Source organism: Mariniflexile sp., assembly GCF_052728615.1.
In genome coordinates this window covers 39,858-64,499 of sequence record NZ_JBFVFE010000016.1, presented here as the reverse complement: position 1 = coordinate 64,499, position 24,642 = coordinate 39,858, and the positions used below count along the sequence as shown (strand labels likewise).

Genomic DNA, 24,642 nt, shown 5'->3' with positions numbered 1-24,642 from the left:
CGTTAGGGATTACTCATGTATATCATTTTGATAAATTGGAAATCGTGAATGCTTCGCATTTGAAGCGGTATTCTTTTTAAAATGGTAATTACTGAACTTTGTTTAAACTCAATATTTACAGATTGCCACGTCGCTTACTCCTACCATTTACAAGTTATTTTATATATTTGATTTTCAAATATTTAAATAGCGTTCAAATTTTAAAAACACCCCTAAAGTCCCCTCTAGGGGGACAATCCATACTTTCAAATTTTCAGTTTCAAATTCAATTTAATTGTCATCAATATCGCTTGATAAATTTTTTTATCTGTTGACTCGCAATGACGTTTAAAAAAATTTAGCGTAAAGCCCTCCCGATAGCTATCGGGATTGTGGTAACGCCCAAATTTATATTATCTATTGCTATTTTTTATTCTTTGTACTTAATACTTAATACTTTGTACTTCGTACTTTATTCTATTCTCTATTTTCTTTTCCCAAAACAAGTTCCAGTTCGTTTTTCCAGTTTTGGTAGGCTTCCAAATAAGGGGCTTTGTCTTTAAAGGGCATGAACGTCATAACGTGGTCGTTTTCCGTAATCGTCTTTCCGAAACTTTCAAAATCGCCTTTATGCAATCCTGCCGCACGTGCTGCACCAATGGCGCCGGTAGTGTTGTAAATTTCAATTTCCTGCTCTATTAGGGTGGCGACCGTATTTGCAAAAATCTCAGAACGGAACAGGTTATCGTTTCCTGCCCTGATCACTTTTGGTTTGATGCCATCGGACTTTAAAATTTCCATGCCATACACAAACGAAAACGCGATACCTTCCAAAGCCGCCCTACAAACATGTCCATTGTGATGGTTGTTCAGGTTAAGGTTCACCAAACGCGTACCAATTTCCTTGTTGTTCAACATACGTTCCGCACCATTGCCAAAGGGTATTAAGCACACGCCATCGGCCCCCACTTTAATATTGGAAGCCAAGGTGTTCATGTCTTCGTACGAGCTTACAGCAAGGTTATTGAGCAACCATCGGTACTGAATGCCTGCACCATTGATGTTTAATAATTTTCCTATTCTTGGAGTTGATTTTTTGTAATTGACATGGGCAAAATTGTTGACGCGCGTGCTTTCTTTGGACGATAAGTTATCGGTTACCGCATAAAAAACACCCGATGTGCCTCCTGTTGCCGCCACTTCACCAGGATTGAACACGTTTAATGACAGTGCATTGTTGGGTTGATCGCCCGCTCTATAAAAAATAGGCGTTCCGGCAGCGATACCACTTTCGGCTTCTCCTTTTGCATCGACAACCGATTGCAATCCAAAAGTTTCGACAATATCTGGCACTAATCCTTTATCGATACCGTAATGTTCCAAAAGAAAATTGGCAACGGTATCGTTTTTAAAATCCCAAAAAATACCTTCTGAAAGTCCGGAAATAGTGGTATTTATGGTATTTGAAAATCTATACGCCACATAATCGCCCGGTAACATAAATTTATAAATTTTCTTGTAGATTTCCGGTTCATTATCCTTTACCCATTTTAATTTGGAAGCCGTAAAATTTGCTGGCGAGTTAAGTAGGCTTGTAGCGCATGTTTCTTCACCAATTTCATGGAAAGCTTTGTTGCCAATTTCCACCGCGCGACTGTCGCACCAAATAATGCTTTTTCTAAGTGGGGTTCCAGCTTTATCAACAAGCACCAAACCGTGCATTTGGTACGAAATACCAATACCCTTAATTTGGGTTCTGGAGATATTATTCTGTTTTTTTAACCGTGTAATGGCTTTACATATATGCAGCCACCAATCTTCCGGTTTTTGCTCTGCCCATCCATTTTTTTGGGCGAACATGCCCATTTCCTGCTCGGGTTCCTGGACAACGCCCATACTTTTCCCAGTAGCAACTTCAACGAGTGCTGCTTTTATGGATGAACTGCCTATGTCTAATCCTAAATAGTACATAATTTATAATGATTCTCTTAATATTAATTTCGTTGGAATATAACTTTGCAGGGATTGCTCTTGATTAACAAAGCTTGCTGCTTGCGCTCCCAATTCTTTAAAATCGGTCGAAACCACCGAAATACCTTTATATATAAATTTTTTCATGGGCGTTTCGTTGTAAGATAAAAATCCAACATCCGTTCCAGGTTCCAAATCTTTTGTTCGACATTGTTCTAAAAACATTCCTAAAATCCGATCGCTAACACTTATATAAGCTTCACCTTTGGCAACTAAAAATTCATCTGGATTTGTAATGATCTTATATTTAAAGTGGTATGTTTCGCAGAATTTTTTAAAATAAGTAATGGATTCTGGCGGATGAAACGTAAATGTTGGATAGACCAAAATGAGTTTTCTATATTTTTTAAATGCAGAAGCCGCATCTTCTAAAGCCTCATAAAATGATTTTCCAAAATCCTGGAACACATAATTATTGGATTCCTTGGCGTGCATATTCCAATCGATGAGCAACAATTTGTCGTTATCAAAATCAGATAAAACATTGGGCACCTCTTTATGGTTAAAAGGCATGACTACATACTTATAGTATTTCCCTTTACTGTTATTTAATATCGTTTTGAAATTTTTGATGTTATAATGATGGAACTGTACATCTACAATAACCTTTTTAGGCAAATTATTCACAAAAGCATGATACACTACTTCCTTGTAAGCCTTAAACGTATCTAAAACCAGGATCACTTTTCGTGTATCGTTGGCAACATAATAGCCTTTATTGGGTACAGATTCTATAACACCATGGTCTTTTAGCATGGAATATGCTTTAAAAATGGTGTCCCTAGACAATTTAAGCTCGCTACAAAGTGCATTTACAGAAGGCAATGCTTCACCACTGGATAGCGTATTATTGGAAAGCGCATCTTTGATGGCGTTTACTACTTGTTGATATCTTGGGGTATCGCTATTGAAATTTATATCAAAATCCATCAAACTGTTCTGTTCTGTTACGGTATGCGAATATAAGAATTATTTTTATTTTACAAAGAAAAATATTCCTAAACATTTCAGCATGGATTATATTGCTGCAGGCAAATTTGGTCGGGATAAATTATTGGGAAGATTTTTTTTCATGGATATTATGCGCCAATGTTGAAGAACTTTCGTGTTTCAAATGACTAAAAGGAACGTCTCAGTCAAAATCACATTTCTGAAATTAGTGCTAGAACCAGTAAGTCCATTTATTGTTTTTTTTATCAAAAATCCACTTTGCCGGCATCCATCAAAGCATTAAAAGCACGTTTACCAAAGTCTTTAGCCTCTTGAGATAGCATGTTTTGGGCAAAAACCATAGGCATCAAAAATAGCCTGTGCTTTGTTGTTTATCGTCCCGAAAGGTGCCGGGATTTACCAATATTTGAAAAATCTAAAGATTTTTTATATTCGGGTAATTTAATGACTTCGTGTATTTATCGAAAAAAGTCAGGAATAATAGTGTGTGAAAAATGGCGCAAAAATTTTGTGGGTTTTTTTAAAATTTTGGCTTTAAAGATACGTGAAACCTTTTTTGATATCATAAAAGTACTTAAAGCATCCTCAAGTTGTTCAATTCCTGCTCGGTAAGGTGTTTCCAATGCCCACGAGGTAAATCTTTTTTAGTAAGGGGTCCAATAGCCACACAATCTAAATTAACAATTTCATATTTAAGATAATCAAAAATAGTACGGATGAGCGTATTGCCGGTATTCTTGATTTTTAAACCGATCTCATTTTTCGAGGCGCCATCTATATAGCTAATTTCCTCAACCGCGATAAGCTTCCCTTCAATCTTAAAACCATTTTGGATGGTTTTTAAATCTTCAAGCTTTAAATTTTTATCCAATTCCACATGAAATAGACGCCCCACACCTTTGTTGGAGTTGGTAAATTTTGCGGCAATGGCATCATCGTTTGTAAACAACAACAAGCCTTTGGAGTTTCTACCCAATCTGCCAATCGGTTTTATTTTGGAAGCCGTGGCGTTAGCTACCAAATCCATGACTGTTCTTCCTTTGCCTTCGCTGGTGGTAGTTGCAAAACCTTTTGGTTTGTTAAGTAGCACATACGCTTTCTTTTCTGGGTTAATGCGAGCACCATCATAACGAACCTCATCCTCAAGCTTCACTTTATAACCCATTTCTGTTACTATCTTCCCATTCACACTAACAAGTCCGGTAGCTATATGCACATCGGCCTCTCTACGTGAGCACATACCAGAATTCGCCACGTATTTATTGAGCCTAATTTCGTTTGGATGGGTCGTTTTTTTTACTGGTGGATTTACGTTTTTTATCGGCGCATTGCCTCTTGCAAAACTTTTACTTTTCGGGGTATTGCTTCCTCTGCTGGCGCTTTTGCCACCGCCATTTTTCTGTCCTCTTCCTGAAGGTTTCCCTTTTCCACTTGTTCCTTGCGTTCTACTCATCACTGTTAATTTTGTGCAAAGATACTTTTTAAAATTACGATTTGCGATTTTTTGATTTACGATTTTATAAAATCCTATGGCGCAATACATTAACATCTATCCATAGAATGGACTGGTTTAAAACTTTTTTCAATTGAGCAAAAAACCTCTTCCCGATAGATCGGGATTTCCTTTCAATCAAAAAAGTTTAAACCAGTTCAGTATTAAAAACCACTACAATACATGACAAAAACATCTTATGGTATTAAAATAACGTGAATAATGATAGCCCTATTGAGCCAAAAATGGCCCTTCCCCAACCCTAAAGGGTGATACATTTTCTACATTTCAGGAATTTTTACACCCTTTAGGGAGGGAAAAAGAAAAATTCAATCTTAATTTTCTTATCCGTTATTCACGTTAAAATAATTACTACTGGCACCCCGACGAACCTAGCAATAGGAAGTATCAAAACACTGTTAATCGTATGGTTATCAGTGTTTTTTGTTTTTATTGGTTTCAATCGGAATCAAATAATAACATATAAAAGGTGTGCAATCAGGTATGCACTTTACCGCCAAAATTGTTGTAGATTTAAAGAGCATTTAAAAGCAATTTGACTTTCGTTTTTAAAAAAATGTCAAACTAAAGCCGTTAAAAATGCAGACAAACAGCACCTTTTCAATTATTTTCTTCACCAGAAAATCAAGAAGCAGCGCGAACGAGCTATCTATCTACGTTCGCATTACCGTCACTGGACAACGTTCAGAAATCAGCCTTAAAAGAACAGTTCTCATTAAAGAATGGGACAGTTCGAAAAATAGGGGACGTGGAAGCACTTATAAAATAAGGGTTCTGAACTCTTATTTGGACCAGGTTTACAGCCAATTACTGGATTGCCATAGACAGTTGTTGGAAGAATCCAAAATCATTACCGCAAATGCCATTAAGTCAAGTTACTTGGGAGAGGACGATAACCACAAAAGCCTAAAACCTATCACAATACAAATATGGTCAGCGTACTTAAGCATGGTACCATGAAAAATTATTCTACCACAGAAAAGTTCTTGGATAAATTCCTCAGCCAAAAACTAAAAACAAACGATATCTATTTAAAACAATTGAACTACCGTTTTATCTGTGATTTTGAACAGAATCTGAGACACTATAAGAACAATAAAAAGCAACTTATGTTAGGCAACAATGGCGTTATGAAACACTTGGAGCGTTTCAAGAAAATGATAAACCTTGCTGTAAAACTGGAATGGATGCTAAAGAATCCATTTGCCAAATTTCAAATGAAGTTTGATAAATATGACAGGGCTTATCTGACGGAAAGGGAATTGGAATCATTGGAAAATACATATTATAAAAATGAACGCTTGGAAAGGGTCAAGGATTGTTTTATTTTTTCATGTTACACAGGATTATCCTATATCGATGTTAAAGAGCTTACAACAAAGCAAATTGCACGGGGAATAGACAATAACCATTGGATATTTACCAAACGGGAAAAGACTAACGAAACCGTCAAAGTGCCCATCTTGCCCAAAGCCTTGGAAATATTGGAAAAGTATAAAGATATTTCAGAAAACAACTATGAAAAAAACCTGCTGCCATTGAGCTCCAACCAAAAGACCAACGCCTATCTAAAGGAAATAGCAAAGGATTGCGGCATCTATAAAAACCTGACCTTCCATGTTGCCAGACATACCTTTGCCACAACCGTTATGCTGTCCAATGGCGTACCCATAGAAACGGTTTCCAAACTTTTGGGACATGCCAAATTATCGACCACACAGATCTATGCACGGGTAGTGGAGACAAAGATTAGCGAGGATATAAGCAACCTCTTGCAAAGATTTAAGACCAAGAAGCTACAATCAGAAGAACAACCAAAACAATTATTTTTTTAAGCTTAAATAGAATTCCCTTTCAATGCACTCTTCACAAGAAGACGGGAGTGTATTGAATGGGAATTTTACAACTAAAAAACAGAAAACTTAATAAAATGAATCTAAACCATTTTAAAATTTAAAAAGCTCATAAAGATTAACCTCTAAAGCTTCAGCTATCATATATAAAGAATATGTGGTCGAGTTTACCTTCCCATTTTCAATTTTTTCAATAGCCTGACGGTCTTTTCCGCAGGCACGGGCTAAATCCGATTGGCTCAAACAATTTTTAGATCGAATCTCAACGATTCTTTTTCCAACTTTTTTACTTAACTGGTCTTTGGTCATATAACAAATGTCATATTATTGCACTACATTATTGTCATATAATAATATGACAAAGCACATTTTTTATTATATTTGTCATATAATAATACGACAGTATTATAGATAACCTAATAAATATGCCATGGAACTTAAGACCAAAACAAAGAAAAACTTTCCTTTACATGAGGAACTTTTATCCCTATTAAAAAAAGAGCTGCCCTTACATTCGGTATATGTCATAAGTATATTTAGGAAAAAAAAGAAACAGGACATCAAGATATCCGCAAGCGATATTAAGCCCCAAAAATCAACTACCTATACCCTGCTGATAATTGGTCATAAGCCCATGTCCAAAGGATTGGGAGACTTCATGGACGACCTCTACAACAAGATGCACCAGCGGTGCAGGGTCTATGTAATTTATTATACCTTGGCAAATACCATTAAAAAACTGGATTTTGGGGACAGCTTTTTAAAACGCACCATACATGAAGCATCATGTCTTTATAAAGAGACCAAAGCCTTGTCAAGGTTCATGAACTCCGAGTTGTTCACCCATGAGACTGTCTATACGGAAATCCAGAAAGCGTGGAAGACACGCATGGATCGGGCCGGGTACCTGCTCTCCATTTTGGACAGCATAGAGCCCAAGGAAGATACCATTTCCAGATTATCGACCATGCACCATGCCATGGAACAGATATGCTTGGGGCTGTTATACATATATTGGGAATTCAAGCCACACCATTATTCACTGTCCTATATGTTGCACCTGTGCAGCCACTTTACCAATTTGCCAGAGACCATGTTCCCAAAAAAGAACTATGGGCAGCACCGCATCCACTATATGCTCTGCAATGCGCACCATATCATGCGCTTCAAGACCAGAAACGAGTTCTCGGACAGGGAGGCGGAAAGAGCCTTTGACCGATGCGAACGGTTCTTTTAAGAAGCCAGAATTTTGGGGGATAACCAACTTGAAGTACTTAAAAAAATCCATTGCAAACCCGTTGAACCAATAAAAACTTAAACACAACAAGTCAATGAAAAAAAGAAAACATAAAAATAAAAGCAATAAAGAAACTAATAATTAGCTTTTCAGATGTACAAACCAAACTTCATAGGGATGGATAAAGAAAAACCATTGGTTTATAGATATTTAAAAACGAAGATATCATGAGCAGTATATCAACTCTAATATAAGTGTGCCATTATCCATTGTATGGTAGCAGTAGTTTTGTAACGCCAAAGCATGAAAATATAACCCTAATATCAAGTGTAATAAAAGCATTGGAAATGGTTATTGATATTTTGCAACTGGACTAAATGTATTGCAAAAAAAGCATTACTAAAATAATATCTAAAGATTAAAAAGGTTGCTATTGAAAAGAAAAAAACGTTTTTAAAGGGATGGATTTAGAGGCTGGCTTTTTAAAAATGGTTTTTCTTTTAATTCTACATTGAGCGTTGAGAATCTATCGCTTTAAAAATGAAGCAAGCTCGTCCTAAGCGAGCGCGGTAGATCAAAGAGCATTTTTTTTTCTAATTTTATATTTTATGATGTTGTATACCACAATAGTAATTTAAGAGACTAGTGATTAGATCCAAAAAGCTTTTTTGACCAACCTCATGTCTTCAAGTTCGTATCAAAGATGGGGTCATTTCGTGTTTGATTATGTTAATAGATTCTAGTGTTTATAGGCGTTTTCAAGGGCATTAACATAATATGGTGTTTACAGAATGTAACAAACATGTTTCATGATATTTTAACTAACTGAAATACAGTTGTTTTAAATATATTAAATAACGCAACGCCGCGACAGCGCGTTGCCCTCTTGCTATTCCCTTAGATTCGCAATGTTATTTACATATAGCTTTCTTTCAATAGAAGTTAAGTTATATTAATTAAATTTAGCATATCCAAAGTAGGATTTTAAATGAAAGTCGGGATTTTCAGATTTTATATTGTTCCAAGTGATATAATGAGGTTTAGATAGGTCGTCACCACATTTGTAAAAATTTGCCCTTGCTTTAATGTTTTCAAGAGATTTTATATTACTGTAATAAAAAGTCTTTAACGGAATTTTTATAAATATTTTCCAATTAAATGTCGTTAACTCTTTTTTGTGTACTCGTTTTATTTTAGTTTTAACTTTAATTAAATTTATTATTTGACTGTCTATAGATTGTCTATTATGTCTATCGGGTCCCCATTTAAGGCAACATGTTCCTATGCAATTGAATTCAAAATTATAATAGTTCGTGTCTTCTTCAAAAGCTATGAAAAATTCTACGCAACTGTCTTTACAAACGGGATCGTTGTGTTTTGAATATCTCGCAATTATTTCGGGTTCAATAATATTATAATGTAAATAAATATTATTATTATCGTGAGCAATTTTAAAACGTATTTTTTGGTATCCATCAGTTTTTCCCCATGGATATTGATCTAAATTGTTATAATTGAACAATTTAAAAACCTTTTTAAAGCCTTTTTCTTTGGTTGAAGATTTAGTTGTATTCGGGATTGTTATTTTTTTCACAAAATATTTTTATTCTTATTAATACTTAAATTTGGGGCTTTTATGTTTTTTATTGTTAGAATTGAGTTTCGTTACCGTAAATATAATTAAATTTAATGTTTTAAATTAATCTCATAGAGATAATTAATTATATAATGATTAATTTTCGGGTTAAAAGTAAATTTTACAATCAATTTAAAGCTTTAAATTAATTTAATGAAACATCTGTGTGATTTATTTGTGGTCTAACATAATACAAGTTTTTAAGATGTGTCTAGTCTGTTTGTTTTAACAGATAAAATGAATTCAGTATGGATAATGATGAACGAATAATTGGAATTAAAGATGTCGCTAAAGCAGCAAATGTTGCCTTGGCAACGGTAGATCGTGTAATTCATAATCGATCAGGGGTAAGTAAAAAAACAAAAGATAAAGTCCTAAAAGTGATAGAAAAAATGGGTTATCAGCCTAATATAATGGCTAGTAGCCTTTCAAAAAGCAAAAAAATTGTTTTAGGTGTTTTGTTACCTAGCATTTCAGAAGGATCTGGGTATTGGGAGTTTCCTATGAAAGGCATTATAAAAGCCCAAAGGGAATTAGCACAATATCGTATCAAAATTAAAACTTACACCTTTAAACAAGATAATAACAAAGAAATTAGAAAGAAGATACTTGAATTGATCAATAGCGATATTCACGGGTTGGTTTTGACTTCTAAATTTGCTGATGAGACAGAAATTTTATTGGAGGATTGTAAAGATAAGAATCGTCCCTATGTTTTTATAGATTCAAACGTACGGAAAATAGATTCATTGTGTAGTATCCAGCAACCACTATTTGAAAGCGGAGAACTGGCTGCTCAATTATTTAATTATTGTTTTAATTCAGGTGAAATTCTAATTCTACATTTAAAAGACACTATGGATACAGAAGATATCATAGGGTTGAAAGAAAAGGGAATGAATGCTTACTTGAAGGATAAAAATAATGCCATCGTTACTAAGTCTTTAGTTGTAACCGATTTTAGTAAAAATGGTTTCGAAAGTATTTTAACTCGAACTTTAAAAAATAACCCGAAGATTAAGGGTGTTTTTATACCCAATTCCAAAGTCGCTTATATCGCAAAGTATTTTGATAAAAGAGAGGCTGATAAAATATACCTTATTGGATATGATTTTTTTAATGATGATATAGAATATCTTGAAAAAGACATTATAGATTTTTTAATTTGTCAACGCCCTGAAGAACAAGGGTATCAAGCTATTTTTAAGCTATTTGAGCACCTCGTGCTTAAAAAGGAGGTTGAAAAAGAAATTATCATGCCTTTAGATATAATAACCAAGAAGAATTATAAATATTATTAGCTGTTTTTTTTAAAATTAAATTAGGTTAGTATCTTTTTTTTTATATTTTTGAGGTACGTTACCGTAATTTAGCAACTTAAATAGAGAACAACATGACACTGCAACTATTAGATTGGATTGTAATTATTATATTTTTTTTACTTATGTTAGTTATTGGGGTTTGGGCACATTATAAAAATAAAGACTCTGATGATTATTTTACTGCTGGAGGTAATTTGCCATGGTGGTTGTCTGGTATTTCCCATCATGTGTCGGGTTACAGTGGTGCTGTATTTGTTGCTTATGCCGGATTAGCTTATACACATGGGTTTTCTATATATGTTTGGTGGGCGATGACGGTTGGTATTTCAATTTTAGTGACCATTAATATATTTCCAGTACGATGGGTGCGATTGCGAAAAAAAATAGGGATTCAATCGCCTTTAGAATACCTTTCCATACGATATGGTATAAAAACACAACAAGTTATAGCTTGGAGTGGTGTTATTCTAAAACTATTTGATGTAGCTGCTAAATGGGCAGCCATTGCTATTTTATTAAAAGTGTTTACTGGAATTCCTATACTTTATGGCGTGCTTTTTTCTGGAGGTATTTCCATTGTTTACATAACAATAGGAGGATTGTGGGCGGTAACAGTAAGTGATTTTATACAGTTTATTGTCCAAATAGGGGCAGGTACTGCTATGTTTTTTGCCGCTACGTCCAAATTGGGTGGTTTAGATTCTGTTTTTACCATTTGGGATCAATTACCTGCTAAAAATAGTGAACCTTTTACAGATCCTTATACAGTTGGTTTTGCCTTAGCTTTCTTATTTATAAATATGTTGAGTTATAATGGAGGTACTTGGAATTTAGCAACAAAGTATATTTCTTCGCCTAATGAGTTAAATACAAAAAGGGCCGCCATATTATCGGGTGTTTTATACTTAGTCTGGCCATTAATATTATTTTTCCCAATGTGGGCAGCACCTATTTTATTGCCCAATTTGGAAGACCCCACAGAGTCTTACGGACTTTTAACAATCACCCTCTTGCCTAAAGGGATGATAGGATTAGTATTGGCTTCCATGTTTGCAACCACTATGTCTATGACATCTAGTGATGCTAATACCATTTCAGCAGTAATAACCAGAGATATATTACCACTTCACTTTAAAAGATTTAATGTTTCTAACTCAATAAATCCATTAATAGTAGCACGTAAAGTTACTTTTATTTTCATTTTTTTTACGATAGTTATAGCAACCCAATATGAATCTTTTGGTGGTATTTTAGGTCTCATTGTGGCGTGGTTTGCAGCCTTGGTAGGACCTATTGCGGTGCCTATGTTATTAGGAATGCTTCCTTTATTTAAAAGAAGTGGTTCAACTGCGGCATTGGTTTCTATTTTTGGAGGTTTGATAAGTTTTGCTTTAATTAAAATTTTCTCTTTCAGTCTGCCTTTTGCACTGGAGATAAGTTTGCCTTTAATCGTTTCTGTTTTTTTATACATCTTTTTTGGTTTTATAAATCGAAAAAAAAATGTGTCTCCAGAGGTTTTAGAGTTGCTAGAGGCTATTGATAAAAAATCTGACCATTAATTTTATAATATTGAAATAGAGTAGAATGAAAGAAATAATTAATTGTGTGGACTGTATTTCAAACGAATTAATTCAAATAGTAATTGATGATGATTTAGTAGTCTCAAGAAAAGAGATGGGCATTAAAGATAATGAAACAGTTTTTGTCGGCCCTGGTTTATTAGATCTTCAGATAAATGGTTTTTCTGGAGTCGATTTTAATACGTTTCCCATCATTGAAAACGATTTCCTTAAGGTTATCAATAATTTATCAAAAGAAGGGGTGTTGTCCTTTTTTCCAACGGTTATTACAAATTCAGACGACAATATTATAAATCTTCTGAAAAATATAAATGAACTGTGTTTACAAAATCCTTTAATTGATTCTTATGTAAGTGGTATTCATTTGGAAGGCCCGTTTATTTCACCAGTAAATGAAGCTTCGGGTGCACATTCTAAAGATTACATTAAAGCACCCGACTGGCAATTGTTCAAAATATTTCAAGAAGCATCAGGAAATAGAATCAAAATCATTACAATAAGTCCAGAGTGGGATAATTCTATAGATTTTATTGCTAAGTGTGCTGCCAATGATATTATTGTTTCAATTGGGCATACTGTGGCAAGTAGCGAGCAAATAAATGCTGCAGTTAACGCAGGTGCTAAAATGTCCACACACTTAGGAAATGGTGCACCTTTATCGCTTCATAGAAATTCAAATATTATTTTTGATCAATTAGCTAATAACGATTTAACGCCAAGTATTATAGCTGATGGCTTTCATTTACCTGATAATTTTTTAAAAATAGTACTTGAGGTTAAAAAAAAGAATCTTATTCTAGTTAGTGATTCTACCATGTTTGCTGGAATGGAAGCAGGTGTTTACCAATCTCACATTGGTGGAAAAGTAAAATTAGAAAAAGGAGGAAGGCTTTCTACCTATAACAATGAGAATGTGTTAGCAGGATCGGCTGTTTCTTTGCTGGATTGTGTTAACAAACTTTATTCAAGTAATATGTTGAGTTTAATTGAAGTTTGGTCTTTGGCCTCCATAAAACCCCAGGAATTGGTAAACTTATCAAGTAATCATGATGATTTTGTTTTGTTTAAATTAAAAAAAAATTCCATATATATTTTAAGAGCTTTCAAATCTGGGAAACAGATATATACGACTAACAAAAAATCACATAATACGATATGACAACCGCATCTACCAGCAAGAACAATCTAGTCCCTATAATAATTATAGCCAGTTTATTTTTCATATTCGGGTTTGTCACTTGGATTAACGGCGCGCTGATTCCATTCATGAAAACCATCAATGAGCTAACAGACGCCCAATCTTACCTGGTTGCTTCTGCCTCATATATTTCGTTTGTGGTAATGGCGTTGCCAGCTTCTTATATCTTAAATAAGATCGGTTACCGAAAAGGGATGTCATTAGGGCTTATTGTCATGTCGGTTGGTGCTTTGGTATTTATCCCAGCGGCTGAGGCAAGAACGTATTGGGTATTTTTATCTGGAATTTTCATTCAGGGTATCGGCATGACTATTTTACAAACAGCTGCAAATCCATATATTACCATTTTAGGCCCTATTGAAAGTGGGGCAAAGCGTATCGCCATTATGGGCATTGCCAATAAAACGGCAGGAGCTCTGGGGTCTTTGATATTTGCAGCCATATTATTATCGGGAATAGACGAGGTAAAGGAAAAAGTAATCAATGCAGGGATAGAGGAAAAAGCGGTACTTCTTGATACGATGGCAGACAGTGTATTTGTACCATATTTAGTGATGGCTATAGTATTGTTTTTATTGGGTATTTTAATTAGAAAAGCGCCATTGCCACATGTTGAAACAATGGAAGAAGAAGATATAAAAGTCGGTACAATTACAAAAACAAGTGTTTTCCAGTTTCCACATTTATGGTTAGGTGTTTTAACGCTTTTTGTATATGTGGGCGCTGAGGTAATTGCTGGAGATACCATTATTGCATATGGAATTTCTTTAGGGTTTACGGGCGAGGAAGCCAAGTTTTTTACCACCTATACACTTTTGGCAATGGTTGCCACGTATGCTTTAGGGGTGTTTTTAATCCCAAAGTATATGAAGCAAAAAATGGCGTTGACAATCAGTGCACTTTTAGGGATTGTTTTCAGTCTCTGTATTTTAAACACAACTGGTTTTACCTCTGTGATGTTTGTGGCAGCGCTTGGAATTGCCAATGCTTTGGTATGGCCTGCTATTTGGCCACTGACTTTAGAAGGTTTGGGTAAATTCACAAAAACAGCATCAGCATTATTAATTATGGCAATCTCTGGTGGGGCTATCATACCACCGTTATACGGAAGAATTGTTGACGCCAATAAACATGAATTAATTACAGAAGGGGTGCAACAAGTTGATGCCATGGCAACGGCATCAACAAGAAGTTATTGGATTCTTATTCCATGTTATGCCATCATTCTCTTTTTTGCTGTTTGGGGACATAAATTCAAAAGCTGGACTAAACATTAAATAAACTAATTAAAGCAGTAGTAATTATAAATAATAAAGCATGTTAAAAAGTAATATAGATAAAGCCACAGGTTTCGAAAAACGATTTGAAAATATAGGCACTTTAGTTTATGAAAATTCAACCCAGGCTTCCAAGGCAGTAGCTAAAGAAATTGCAGCTTTAATAAGTGTAAAACAAACCCAAAAGCAACCTTGTATATTAGGTTTGGCAACAGGATCTTCGCCAAAAGGATTATATGCAGAGTTGGTGCGTTTACATAAAGAAGAAGGGTTAAGTTTCAAAAATGTGATATCCTTCAATCTAGATGAATACTATCCTATGGAACCAGATTCCGTAAATAGTTATGTTCGTTTTATGAAAGAACAGCTGTTCAATCATGTAGATATATTACCTGAAAACTATCACGTTCCAGACGGATTATTGTCCAAAGAAGATATAGCTAGTTATTGTGACGCTTACGAAGCAAAAATTGAAGCATTGGGAGGTATCGATTTACAGGTTTTAGGTATTGGAGGCAATGGGCATATCGGGTTCAATGAATCCGGTTCGCTTCAAAACTCAAAAACACGGTTGGTAGCATTGGACCACATTACAAGAGTGGCCGCAAGTGGTGATTTTTCTGGTTTGGAAAACACACCTAGAACGGCAATAACACTAGGTGTTAAAAAAATAATGGAGGCCAAAAGAGTCATTCTTATGGCCTGGGGAGAAAGAAAGGCCAATATTATTAAAGCTTCAGCAGAAGGCGAAGTAACCAATCGTGTACCAGCATCTTATTTACAGGAACATCATAACGCTACTTTTATTCTGGACAAAGCTGCTGCCTCAAAACTGACAAGAATAGATTCGCCTTGGTTGGTTGAAAAAATTGTGTGGACAGATAAGCTTATTAGAAAAGCTGTATTGAGTTTAGCCCTTCATTTAAAGAAACCCATTTTAATGTTGACGGATGCCGATTACATTGAAAACGGTATGAGCGATCTGTTGGCGGATTCAGGACCAGCGTACGATATTAATATTAAAATATTTAATAAACTACAAAATACCATTACAGGATGGCCTGGAGGAAAACCAAATGCAGATGACAGTAAACGACCAGAACGTGCAGAACCATCAAAAAAGCGAGTTATTATTTTTAGCCCGCATCCAGATGATGACATCATCAGTATGGGAGGAACTTTTAAAAGGCTACATGAGCAAGGACATGAAGTCCATATCGGTTATCAAACCTCTGGGAATATAGCAGTAGCAGATGATGAAGCACTTCGTTTTGCAAGTTTTGTATGTGATTACAACGAAAAATTTGGGATAGAAAACACAGAGGCCGAAGCCATTTATAAAAAAGCAGCAACCTTTCTAAAAAACAAAAAATCGAGTGAAATAGATACTCAAGAAGTAAGATATATTAAGGGATTGATTAGAAAAGGGGAAGCACGGGCTACATGCCATTTTATTGGAATTCCTGACGAACAGATTCATTTTATGGAACTGCCGTTTTATGAAACGGGTGCCATAAAAAAGAATCCTATTGGTATAGCGGATGTAAAAATCACGGCAGATTTAATAGAAAAAATAAAACCCCACCAAATATATGCGGCAGGTGACCTGGCAGACCCACACGGTACCCACAAAGTCTGTTTGGATGCTGTTTTTGCAGCAGTAAAGGAACTAAAACCTAAAAAATTCATGAAAGACTGTTGGGTTTGGCTATATAGAGGTGCATGGCAAGAATGGGGCATGGATGAAATAGAAATGGCGGTTCCTATGGGACCAGACCAAGTTTTGGAAAAGCGTAAAGGTATTTTCAAGCACCAATCACAAAAAGATGGTGTTGTATTTCAAGGCACAGATAGTAGGGAATTTTGGCAACGGGCTGAAGATAGAAATAAGGAAACCGCCGAATTGTATGATGAACTAGGTTTGTCACACTATGCTGCCATGGAAGCTTTTGTTAGGTGGAAATATTAAAACAATACATAAAAAGTTTCAGCTTTAGAATAGGTAAATCAATCAGTCTGAAAACGTTTGCATTTTTATTTTTTATTCTTTATTTTTGAATTTTATATTGCACTTATTACTTGAACTCCCCTAACGATAAAAAATATTATGATAAAAAAAATAACATTCGTCTTCATTTTAACTGTTTCTGTGGTTAGGTCGCAAACCCCAACCGTTGGTTTGCTTTTTACTAATAACAACGTAAGCGATGGTTATACTTTGTTTACACCTTTATCAAATACGCAGGCATATTTAATTAATAACTGTGGCGAAAAAATTAATGAATGGACTTTTACAGAATTACCAAATGCGACTTGCTATCTGTTACAAAATGGCACATTGCTGCGAGCAGGTGATACTAATTTGGAAATTAGAGATTGGGACAATACCTTATTATGGAGTTATGATATGACTGCCAACGGTTTAAATCAAAGTCTCGATATTGAGCCACTACCCAATGGAAATATTTTATGTGTTGTAAGAGATACGTATACAAAAGCAGAAATTATTGCGCAGGGCAAAGATCCTTTAAAAGTAGATCAAACTATCGACCTTGATAAAATAGTTGAAATAAAACCCATGGGTACGAATGCTGCTGAAATTGTTTGGGAATGGAAATTTTTTGATCATCTCATTCAAAATTACGATACTACAAAACCAAATTTTGGCATTATTGAAAATCATCCAGAACGAATTGATATAAATTATACAGATCCCAATGTTGAAACTCTTGATATTGGTTTTACTCATGTAAATGCGATTGACTACAATGCAAATCTGGATCAAATTATTATTTCTGCAAGAGATTTAAATGAAATTTATATTATAGATCACAGCACAACAACTCTTGAAGCCGCTGGGAACACAGGCGGTAATTCCAATCTTGGAGGCGCTATTTTATGGCGATGGGGTAACCCGCACGCTTATAAACAAGGTGGTACTGAAAACCAAAAACTATTTTTACAACACGATGTAAAATGGGTAGAATCTGGTTATTTAGATGAAGGCAAAATATCTGTTTTTAACAATGGCGAAGGCACTATTAGGCCATACAGCTCCATCCACTTAATTACACCCGATATAAATAATAATACTTACACAAAAACGAACAATACATTTAACCCAATAGATTTTAATTGGTCTTGGAGTGGTTCTATAATGGGTAAAGTAATGTATGAAGCTAGAAGATCAGGAACTCATGGCCTTCCCAATGGTAACTTTATAATTTGTGAGACTTCTTCTGGTCGAGTTTCAGAAATAACTAAAACTGGAGATCTGGTTTGGACTTATAGAAACCCAACGGGCACTGTTATATTTAATCAATTTGAATCTGTTTCTCAAAATTTTAATGCCATATTTAGAGCTGAAAAATATCCCAGTAATTATATTGGCTTTTCTGGAAAAGATTTAACACCTAAAGGTATTATTGAAAATGAAAACAGTATTTCAAATAATTGCATCACATTAAGTAAAGATGAATTTGAAATTAAAAATCTTAAAATTATAAATCCAGTAACAAATAATACGCTTAAATTCAATCAAATAATTGAACTGGATACCATAAAAATAATTGATATTAATGGAAGAATCGTTTTCACTGCTAAAAACTTTCTAAATGATTATTTACCTATTCATGTAATATCAGGTCTTTATATTATTGAGCTTAAAAAAGATAACATTATTAAGCGCTTAAAAATTATAATTAATTAATTTCTTTTCACGTCAGAAGTAATTTTGGTATAATGTCTACTCATTTTTAAGCCTACTACAACATATAAGCTGTGTTTAGAAATAGTAAATAAATAAAATTTTTATTGTAAATTCTAAAAGTCTTTAAACCACCGCCTTATTGAAATTGGAAGCTTTACTTGATTATACTACATGAAATTGTCAATAAATAATTAAAAAAATACAAACGTTTGCACCTCACATTCTAATATTTTATAGTTTTTGGATAGTAATTATATCAATATGTACTAATATATTATAATAAAAATCACTATTTCTTATAATTTTAAAAAAGCATGCAAACGTTTGCATAAATTATAAATTTTGTATATTTTTGAAAAAACTAACACATATCAATTTATGAAAAAACTTATTTACAAACGCTTTTTAGATGAAATAAAATGCAAATTCCTAAGTAAATCAATTTTCTTATTTATAATTTATTTTTTTGCAACAAATGGGTTTTCACAAAACCTAACTGTTTCAGGTGAAATTACTGATGAAGTTTCTGGCGAAGCTTTATTTGGAGTAAATATAATTGTAAAAGGAACTATTAAAGGTGCATCATCCGGTATTGATGGAAGTTACACCTTACAAAACGTATCGCCAGAAGCTGTTTTGATATTTTCTTACTTAGGCTACACAGACAAAGAAGTTAATGTAGGTGCAAAAAATGTAATAAATGTTACTATGCAATCATCTACAGATGAACTCGATGAAATGATTATTATTGGCTACGGTGTAAAAAAGAAACGAAATTTAACGGGCTCCATAGTTTCAGTTAGCAGTAAGGAAATTAGCGAATCCAATTTACAAGATCCCATTTCTGCCATTCAAGGTAGAGCTGCTGGTGTTCAAGTCGTTTCAAATTCAGGCTCCCCTGGCGGAGGTATGTCAATAAAAGTAAGGGGTAATTCGTCTCTGAATTCTGGCAATACGCCTCTTTATGTTGTAGATGGTATCCCAATAGAATCCAGTTCGCTCTCTACATTAAATGGTACTGAAAATTTTGGGTTGAACCCGTTATCAGATATCAATCCTAATGATATTGAATCCATAGAAATACTTAAAGATGCTGCTTCTACCGCTATTTACGGATCTCGTGCCGCTAATGGCGTTATTTTGATTACAACCAAAAGAGGTTCTTTGGGTAAAGCTCAGTTGGATGTAAATCTTTTTACTGGTATTAGTGAAATACCTAGAACACTTAGTGTGCTAAATGCAAGTCAATATAGACAAGCAATAATTGATGCTTATAGAAACATGGATAATCCTGTGACACCAAATGCCATTGTTTTAGATTCTTTAAATCCAAGAAATAATGGAGATGTAGATTGGCAAAATGAATTATTAAGAGCAGCAACACAATACAAAGTAGATCTTTCTCTACGAGGAGGTACAGATAATGTTAAGTATGCCTGGAGTACATCATTTCTAAATCAGGACGGTGTTATTTTAAACTCAAATTACAAACGGGTTACTTCTAGGTTAAATATTGATATGAAAGTCTCTGATAAGGTGACCTTTGGCCAAAGTTTATCTTATACAAATTCGGTTAACAGAAGAATAAATGCTGGTGGAACAAATAATTTAAGTATTATTAGAGAGTTATTAATCCGTCCGCCAATTTTTGCGATGTTTTTACCAGATGGATCATACAACGGCTATGTTTTTGGTAGAAGAAATCCAGTTGGGTTAGCTGAATTAGCAACAAATCTTAATAAAAGCAACCGTATTATAGGTAACCAATATATTGAGTATAATATTTTAAAAGGACTTAAATTTAGAAGTAATCTTAATTTAGACTTTATAAATATGAAAGAGGATAATTTTATTCCTTCAACTTTAGATTTTCGTCCAGGTTTAAATACAGGTGGTGTTAGATCTATAAATAATTTAACATGGGGAAATGAAACATTTCTGACTTATAATAAAACCTTTAAATCTAACCATAATTTTGGAGCTTTAGCAGGTTTTAGTTTTCAAGAATGGCAAAATGAAAGAACTGGTCTAGACGGCTCATTTTTTGCAAGTGATAATATTAGAACATTAAACGCTGCCAGTATCATTGAAGGTCAGGACGTAAATGGCATTGATATAAACGTAACTACCGAACACTCTTTGCTATCTTATTTTGGGAGATTATCATATGATTACAAAGAAAAATATTTATTTGAAGTAAATATAAGAGCAGATGGTTCTTCAAGATTTGGTCGAGATACTAGATTTGGTTATTTTCCATCGGCATCTCTTGGTTGGAGATTTTCTGATGAAGAATTTTTTAAAAATGTAGAGCTTATAAATGATGCTAAAATGCGCTTAAGTGTTGGACAAACCGGAAATGAGGCCATTGGAAATTATACATCTCAAGGAGAATTTGCTGTAGGAGCAAATTATTTAGATTTTTCTGGTGCAGCACCATCTGTTATGCCAAACTCTGGACTTAAATGGGAAACAACCACACAGTATAACGCTGGTTTAGATCTCTCTTTTTTGAAAAACAGAATAATAGTTAGTACAGATGTATATTTAAAGGTAACCGACGATTTACTTTACAATGTGCCAATACCTAGAACCACTGGATTTTCATCTGTAACTCAAAATATTGGTAAAATAGAGAACAGAGGTGCAGAATTATCGATGAATTCACGAAATTTAGTAAATGATTTTAAATGGAGTACTAATTTCAATATTAGTACAAACCGTAATCAAATTGTAGAGCTTCCAGATAATTTATTAACCAATGGTTTTATTCAAAATGGGAGGTATCATATATTAAGAGAAGGCTCGCCAATAGGTACGTTATATGGCTGGAAGTTTAATGGTGTTTATGCCCGCGATGAGGATAATGTAAATGGAGTCACCTATGGTGCATTGGGTGCTCAATTTAAGGGTGGAGACCCCATTTGGGACGATGTTAATGGAGACAATATTATAGATGGAAGTGATAGACAAGTTATAGGCGATGCTACACCGGATTTCTTTGGAGGTATCAATAATAGTTTCTCATATAAAGGGCTTAGCTTAAGTGTGTTTTTTCAATTTTCTTATGGTAATGATATTTACAGTGAAATAAACCACCAAAGAAATTCAGTAGTAAGATATAACAACCTCTCAACAGATGCACTTAACAGATGGAGAGAGCAAGGAGATGTTACTAATTATCCAAAACCAGTTTTTGATGATCCTTTAGAGTCAGACAGCAGAGTTCAAAGCCGATGGGTTGAAGATGGTTCATATATAAAGCTGAAAACGATAAATCTTAACTACAATTTCCCAGATCAAATGTTAAAAAAATGGGGCTTAAGAAAGTTAGAAATATATACTTCTGCAATAAATTTAATTACATGGACACGATATACAGGTTTTGACCCTGATGTAAATTCTTATAGTGGATTACGAGAAGGTATTGACGAAGGTTCATACCCTCAAAATAGAACTATAATGTTAGGTTTAAATATTGGATTTTAAATAAATAACTATGAAACATATAAATAACTATACAAAAATCATAATAGGAATTGTGGTATTCTTTACCTTTTCTTGTGCAGATGATATATTAGATAAAGATCCCGTAAGTAGTTTCTCTGGGTCAGGATTTTATAAAACATCCAGCGATGCTCAAGCAGGGGTTTACGGTATTTATGATGCTGTACAATCTACCTTTCGTGTAAATTTTGCTTATTGGGGAGAAGGACGTGCAGATGCCGTAGCAACTAATGCATCCGGAGACCCATTAGTACTCCAACAAAACACGCTTACCCAAAATATTTCTTCTGCAAGTTGGAACAATTTATATCAAACCATAAGTAGAGCGAACTACGCTATCAAGTATATTCCAGAAGTATTTCAAACCGAGAGCGAATTTAGCCTTCAGCTTATTGCACAAGCTAGAGCATTAAGGGCATTATCTTATTTTTACGCCGTAAGAATTTGGGGAGATGTGCCATTAATTACTGAACCATACGAAAGCATTAATCAAGATTTTTTTATCCAAAAAACAGGTAAAGAACTTGTATTAGATCAGATAGTTGATGATTTAATTTTTGCAGCCGATAATTGCAGAAATGACTACACTGGTAATAACACTAGAATTCTATTTACCAAAGGTGCTGCCAATGCACTCTTAACGCATGTTTACATGTGGAAAAAACAATATGCAGAAGCAGTTGAAGCTGCCGAAAAGGTTGTTGATAACCCATTATATTCTTTAGTCCCCATTACTAATTGGTCTACAATATTTAATTCTGGATACACTAATGAAAGCATCTTTGAAGTTGGATATAATGAAATTCAAACAAATGCATTAAGAGGACTTTATGCCCTTGGGTCCGACAGTAATTACTTTCCAAGCGTATCTTTCAGAAATTCTTTTGAAGATGGCGACCTTAGAAAAGACTTAATTTACGACGTAACCAATGCGAATCCAAGAAAAATATGGAAATTCTTTGGACGCGGTTTTAACGATGAAAGTTCAGACCCTTCATCCAATAATATTGTATTATTTCGTTTAGCAGATATCATGCTTTTAAAAGCAGAAGCTCATAATAAATTGAACAATCCAGATGAAGCCATAAAACTACTTAATTTAATTAGAAAAAGAGCAAATATTCCAGAACTAACAGAATTACAAGCTATTACTTTATATGGCGATTTAGAATCTGCGATATTACATGAAAGACTTATTGAACTCTCCTTTGAAGGACACCGTTGGTTCGATTTGGTAAGAACAGGTAGAGCTATAAGTGTCATGAATCCTATAAATGGTTTAAGCGCTGAAGGCAATTTAGTATGGCCTATAAGTGAAGATGCCTTAAATACGAATCCTAACCTCATTCAGAATGAGTTTTACAGATAATATTTTAACAAATTTAAATTTAATAAAATGAAAAATAAAAAAATTACATCATGTGCCTTTTTTGGTTTTTTCTTAGTTGTGGCTTTTGGTTTATTTATTAGCTGTGAAATTCAAGATAAGTTTAGTTACGAAAAATCGAACTCTGGTAACCCTTTAGGCATTACCGCTTGGGAGTATATACAAAAAAGTGATTCACTTGTTTTACTGGAAGAAGCCATAAAACTTACAAACACCCAAGATTTATACGATAAAAGTGTAGGCAAAACGTTTATAGCACCTACTAACAATGCTTTTAAGGATTACTTACGAAGCAATTCTTATCAAGATTTATCTGAAATTCCTTTGCCAATATTACGTAATGTGATTAAATATCTTATTGTGAATGCTTATGTATCGTTCGATGATCCAAACATTTCAGTAAGAAATAACCCTATACCCTACCAAAGTTCTAACGGACAAACCATGTTTTTGTCTCGTAGCAGTAACTACACAGGATTAATTAACGAAGGAACGAATAGACAATGGGAAATTGTAACTTCAAATTTAAAGTCGACAACAGGTGTTATACATGTAGTTTCAGCCATTGTATTCTTTTCTGCGAAATCTACCGCTACTGCTGGTCCAGATCCTGAAGTGGTTAGAGATACCATATTTCCAATTGCAGATACTTATATAAATGGCGGTAGTTCCGCAGCTAGAAACTTTGGAACTACAACAACTTTGAGAGTAAAAAATGTAACTGGTAGAGGAGCGTATGACAGAAAGACTTATTTAATGTATGACCTGAAAGATTTTAAAAAAGAAGGTGTTGTTGTAGATTTTAAACTTGAACTTGCTGTAAGTTTCACAGCTGCAAAAGCCATTGAAATATATGTACACAACGTCGCTGATACTTTATGGACAGAACAAGGGCTTACATTTAATAATGCTACAGCTCCAACAACACCACCTGTTTCAACAATCATATCATCTAAGGTAAGTACATTTGAATTTGACATGCTCGATTATTATAAAGGTTTGAATAATAAAGGACGTATTTCTTTAATGATAGATCAAGAGGCTGGTAGAGATGAAACAGACGATTTCCATTCTAAAGAAAACACAAGAGGGTTCTTTGCTCCTATGTTAATTGCAAGGCTTTCATCTGGTAACGTACAATTGATTCTTGAGAGAAATTCTGGCTTTACAGTAGCCTCAGGAGAAACTTTTGTATTCAATAATACCGTGCTACAAGTTACAGGTGCGCCTGTAGGCGATATGAGATTCAAGATAGTTGAAGCTCCTAAAAATGGATGGCTAATAAGAGGTGCCAATATTTTAAAAGTAGGTGATACATTTACACAAGAAGATGTTGATTTTATGAATTTAGTGTACATAAGCAATGGTTCAGGATCACAAGATAGTATCGTAGTTTCTGGAGCAGACAGATCTGGAGCCACCCTAAATAGTTTTAATATACCCGTAACTATTCAATAATATA

Annotated in this window: 17 protein-coding genes; 12 read left to right on the top strand and 5 right to left on the bottom strand. The window is 34.3% G+C overall.

From position 1 onward, the window contains the following. Positions 1-456 precede the first annotated feature (456 nt). The 3 genes from ACU1LP_RS08380 to ACU1LP_RS08370 all read right to left on the bottom strand — a co-directional run bounded on the left by ACU1LP_RS08380 (position 457) and on the right by ACU1LP_RS08370 (position 4,414). Positions 457-1,950, bottom strand: coding sequence for a xylulokinase (locus tag ACU1LP_RS08380; protein WP_445733920.1), 1,494 nt, complete (start codon positions 1,948-1,950; stop codon positions 457-459). Positions 1,951-1,953: 3 nt separating this feature from the next. Beyond that, positions 1,954-2,940: a GntR family transcriptional regulator gene (locus ACU1LP_RS08375; RefSeq protein WP_445736031.1), complete on the bottom strand. Its 987-nt coding sequence runs from the start codon at positions 2,938-2,940 to the stop codon at positions 1,954-1,956. A gap of 595 nt (positions 2,941-3,535) precedes the next feature. Then, on the bottom strand, positions 3,536-4,414 hold the full coding sequence (locus ACU1LP_RS08370; protein ID WP_445734845.1) for a pseudouridine synthase: 879 nt from the start codon (positions 4,412-4,414) through the stop codon (positions 3,536-3,538). Between the two features lie 639 nt (positions 4,415-5,053). On the opposite strand from ACU1LP_RS08370, the gene ACU1LP_RS08365 reads away from it, so the two are divergent. Together ACU1LP_RS08365 and ACU1LP_RS08360 are read left to right on the top strand one after the other, a co-directional pair. Continuing rightward, positions 5,054-5,434 carry an Arm DNA-binding domain-containing protein gene (locus ACU1LP_RS08365; RefSeq protein WP_445734846.1) on the top strand — a complete coding sequence of 127 codons (381 nt, stop codon included), beginning with the start codon at positions 5,054-5,056 and terminating at the stop codon, positions 5,432-5,434. Then, complete coding sequence (locus ACU1LP_RS08360; RefSeq protein WP_445736030.1) at positions 5,431-6,309, top strand: site-specific integrase; 879 nt, start codon at positions 5,431-5,433, stop codon at positions 6,307-6,309. The genes ACU1LP_RS08365 and ACU1LP_RS08360 overlap by 4 nt, the downstream gene beginning before the upstream one ends. Positions 6,310-6,420: 111 nt before the next feature. On the opposite strand, the gene ACU1LP_RS08355 is transcribed toward ACU1LP_RS08360, so the two are convergent. Continuing rightward, the gene (locus tag ACU1LP_RS08355; protein WP_445736029.1) at positions 6,421-6,636 is read right to left on the bottom strand and encodes a helix-turn-helix domain-containing protein; all 216 of its coding nucleotides are present in this window, start codon (positions 6,634-6,636) and stop codon (positions 6,421-6,423) included. Between the two features lie 121 nt (positions 6,637-6,757). Here ACU1LP_RS08355 and ACU1LP_RS08350 point away from each other — a divergent pair, with 121 nt between their 5' ends. Then, a complete protein-coding gene (locus ACU1LP_RS08350) occupies positions 6,758-7,564 on the top strand; it encodes a hypothetical protein (RefSeq protein ID WP_445736028.1) in 807 nt (268 codons plus the stop codon). Positions 7,565-8,516: 952 nt separating this feature from the next. Here the strand turns inward: ACU1LP_RS08350 and ACU1LP_RS08345 are convergent. After that, positions 8,517-9,158: a carbohydrate-binding family 9-like protein gene (locus tag ACU1LP_RS08345; RefSeq protein ID WP_445736027.1), complete on the bottom strand. Its 642-nt coding sequence runs from the start codon at positions 9,156-9,158 to the stop codon at positions 8,517-8,519. A 290-nt stretch (positions 9,159-9,448) separates the two neighbouring features. Between ACU1LP_RS08345 and ACU1LP_RS08340 the strand changes: the two genes are divergently transcribed. The 9 genes from ACU1LP_RS08340 to ACU1LP_RS08300 all read left to right on the top strand — a co-directional run bounded on the left by ACU1LP_RS08340 (position 9,449) and on the right by ACU1LP_RS08300 (position 24,638). Beyond that, positions 9,449-10,501 (top strand): substrate-binding domain-containing protein, encoded by a 1,053-nt coding sequence (locus ACU1LP_RS08340; protein ID WP_445736026.1) that lies wholly within the window; start codon positions 9,449-9,451, stop codon positions 10,499-10,501. Positions 10,502-10,593: 92 nt separating this feature from the next. Continuing rightward, complete coding sequence (locus ACU1LP_RS08335) at positions 10,594-12,081, top strand: sodium:solute symporter family protein (RefSeq protein ID WP_445736025.1); 1,488 nt, start codon at positions 10,594-10,596, stop codon at positions 12,079-12,081. Positions 12,082-12,106: 25 nt separating this feature from the next. Then, positions 12,107-13,261, top strand: a complete 1,155-nt coding sequence (locus ACU1LP_RS08330) for an N-acetylglucosamine-6-phosphate deacetylase (protein ID WP_445733364.1) — start codon at positions 12,107-12,109, stop codon at positions 13,259-13,261. Beyond that, on the top strand, positions 13,258-14,577 hold the full coding sequence (locus ACU1LP_RS08325; RefSeq protein ID WP_445733365.1) for a sugar MFS transporter: 1,320 nt from the start codon (positions 13,258-13,260) through the stop codon (positions 14,575-14,577). Before ACU1LP_RS08330 ends, ACU1LP_RS08325 begins: the two co-directional genes overlap by 4 nt. A 40-nt stretch (positions 14,578-14,617) precedes the next feature. Continuing rightward, positions 14,618-16,546 (top strand): glucosamine-6-phosphate deaminase, encoded by a 1,929-nt coding sequence (gene nagB, locus ACU1LP_RS08320; RefSeq protein WP_445733366.1) that lies wholly within the window; start codon positions 14,618-14,620, stop codon positions 16,544-16,546. Between the two features lie 138 nt (positions 16,547-16,684). Beyond that, on the top strand, positions 16,685-18,286 hold the full coding sequence (locus tag ACU1LP_RS08315) for an aryl-sulfate sulfotransferase (RefSeq protein WP_445733367.1): 1,602 nt from the start codon (positions 16,685-16,687) through the stop codon (positions 18,284-18,286). 378 nt (positions 18,287-18,664) lie between these two features. Then, the gene (locus ACU1LP_RS08310) at positions 18,665-21,775 is read left to right on the top strand and encodes a SusC/RagA family TonB-linked outer membrane protein (protein WP_445733368.1); all 3,111 of its coding nucleotides are present in this window, start codon (positions 18,665-18,667) and stop codon (positions 21,773-21,775) included. Between the two features lie 10 nt (positions 21,776-21,785). Further along, positions 21,786-23,162 (top strand): RagB/SusD family nutrient uptake outer membrane protein, encoded by a 1,377-nt coding sequence (locus ACU1LP_RS08305; protein ID WP_445733369.1) that lies wholly within the window; start codon positions 21,786-21,788, stop codon positions 23,160-23,162. A 27-nt stretch (positions 23,163-23,189) separates the two neighbouring features. Then, the gene (locus ACU1LP_RS08300) at positions 23,190-24,638 is read left to right on the top strand and encodes a CBM96 family carbohydrate-binding protein (RefSeq protein ID WP_445736024.1); all 1,449 of its coding nucleotides are present in this window, start codon (positions 23,190-23,192) and stop codon (positions 24,636-24,638) included. Positions 24,639-24,642: the final 4 nt, after the last annotated feature.